2 tRNA genes are annotated in these 448 nt (G+C 47.8%); both read right to left on the minus strand.

The features are described 5' to 3' along the window. Window positions 1–180: 180 nt before the first annotated feature. Window positions 181–256, minus strand: a tRNA-Thr gene (locus tag MSG33_RS23505). 13 nt (window positions 257–269) lie between these two features. Further along, window positions 270–344 (minus strand) — tRNA-Gly (locus MSG33_RS23510). Window positions 345–448: the final 104 nt, after the last annotated feature.

Here is a 448-nt window from a genome sequence, read left to right on the forward strand (position 1 = left end):
TGTTTTACCGTGGTCAACGTGGCCGATAGTACCAACGTTAACGTGCGGTTTCGTACGTTCAAATTTTTCTTTAGACATGAGTGGTCCCTCTAGGTACGGATTTAGGTGGCCCAAATTGACCACGCAACCAAAAAAAGATAATTGGTAAATCTAATATCAAAAGGAAATAAACTTGAGAGCTGGTGCTGATAGGCAGACTCGAACTGCCGACCTCATCCTTACCAAGGATGCGCTCTACCACCTGAGCTATATCAGCACTCAAATTAGAGTGGAGCGGGCAGCGGGAATCGAACCCGCATCATCAGCTTGGAAGGCTGAGGTAATAGCCATTATACGATGCCCGCAACACGTAACTCTGAGAGCTATTTCCTAAAGAATATGGTGGAGGGGGACGGATTCGAACCATCGAAGGCAGTGCCGGCAGATTTACAGTCTGCTCCCTTTGGCC

It is taken from the genome of Vibrio sp. 1CM7H, from assembly GCF_023161645.1.
Classification (GTDB): Bacteria; Pseudomonadota; Gammaproteobacteria; order Enterobacterales; family Vibrionaceae; genus Vibrio; species Vibrio diabolicus.